Origin of the sequence: Aureimonas sp. AU40, assembly GCF_001463785.1 — a bacterium.
GTDB lineage: Bacteria > Pseudomonadota > Alphaproteobacteria > Rhizobiales > Rhizobiaceae > Aureimonas.
In genome coordinates this window covers 1-1521 of record NZ_BBWL01000060.1, presented here as the reverse complement: position 1 = coordinate 1521, position 1521 = coordinate 1, and the positions used below count along the sequence as shown (strand labels likewise).

Annotated in this window: 1 protein-coding gene; it reads right to left on the bottom strand. The window is 61.9% G+C overall.

The annotated features are described in order from the left end of the window. Positions 1–87 precede the first annotated feature (87 nt). Positions 88–1440 carry an IS1182 family transposase gene (locus AUL32_RS23640; protein ID WP_062120862.1) on the bottom strand — a complete coding sequence of 451 codons (1353 nt, stop codon included), beginning with the start codon at positions 1438–1440 and terminating at the stop codon, positions 88–90. Between the last annotated feature and the right edge of the window lie 81 nt (positions 1441–1521).

Sequence of the window (1521 nt, the reverse complement as noted above, 5' to 3'; positions counted from 1 at the left end):
CCTATTCCGTTGAAGAACTCGCTGATGAGGTGGAATGCGGCATCCACTGACGTCCTCTTGGCCGACGATTGGGGGATTGGTGCCGCCTTAGGCGGGCTTGGGCCCCGGCATCGGGATCAGCTTTGCCATCTTGCGTAGGTTCTGGGCTGTGGCTGCAAGATGGAACTCGTCCCTTGCCCCGCATGGTCCGCGCAATCGCAGACGGTCCAGTTTCAAGATCCGCTTGAGATGCGCGAACAGCATCTCGACCTTCTTCCTCTGCCGTTTCGAGGCGCGGCCTTCCTCGCTGTTCATGATGTCTCGCGCCATGTCCCGGGCGCCTTCGAAGATGGAGCGGGAGACCTTGCGGGCCGGCTCACGGGGCGTGCAGCGCTCCTTCAGATCGCAAGTCTGGCAGTCGAATCTGGTTGCCCGGTAGAGAAGCGTAGCGCCGTCATTGACCAGGGTGCCCTTGGTGGTAAGCATCTTGCCCGCAGGGCAGAAGTAAACGTCGCCGGCATGGTCGTAGGTGAAGGCGCTGCGCTCGAACGTCCCGTCTCGGCGTGCCGATTTGTCGAAGACGCTGACATGCGGCTCGATCCCCTGGTTGTAGACCAACCAGCCGAGCATGCCGGCAGAGCCGTAGCCCGTGTCGGCAGCGAGGCGAGCCGGATAGAGATCGAACCGCTCCCGGGTTCGCTCGATCATTCGCTTGGCGACCGCGACCTCGGCCTGGCGTATCGCAGTCGTCGGTTCGACATCGACGATGATCGCATTGTCGAGGTCGATCAGATAGTTCGTCTCATAAGCGAAGTAGGCGAGCCCACCATCGGCGCCGGTCCAGCGTGCCGCCGGATCGACAGGCGAGATGAACTTCGGCTCCACCGGCGTCGCGGCTCCGAAGGCAGCATCGTCCAGAACAGCTAGATACTCCTCGACGGCGCGGCGTGGCTTCATCACGGTCGGCCAGTCAGACGCTTCAACGCCTTTCTGACGGCTGGCATCAGCTTTGATCAAACTGCCGTCCACGGCAAACCCTTCGCCGCCGACCAGCCCTTCCTCGATGCAACGGGCCAGCACCGTCTCGAACAGACGGCGCAGGAGGTCGCTGTCGCGAAAGCGACCGTGTCGGTTCTTCGAGAACGTCGAGTGATCGGGCACGTCGCCATCGAGCCCGAGCCGGCAGAACCAACGATAGGCGAGGTTCAGGTGCACCTCGTCGCAGAGCCGCCGCTCGGAACGGATGCCGAAGCAGTAGCCCACGATCAGCATGCGGAGAAGCAGTTCCGGATCGATCGAGGGCCGGCCTGTTGTGCTGTAGTAGGGCGCCAGATCCCGCCGTAGATCCGACAGGTCGACGAAGCGGTCGATCGAACGAAGAAGATGGCCCGCTGGCACATGTCGATCGAGCGAGAACTCGTAGAACAGTGACGCCTGATCGACTTGCCGAGGTCCCATCATCGCTTCAGCCTCCTGTCTACATACAGGAGTGAATCAGCGAAAAGCCGCCCGTTCAACAGCCGAGTTTTTCAACGGAATAGG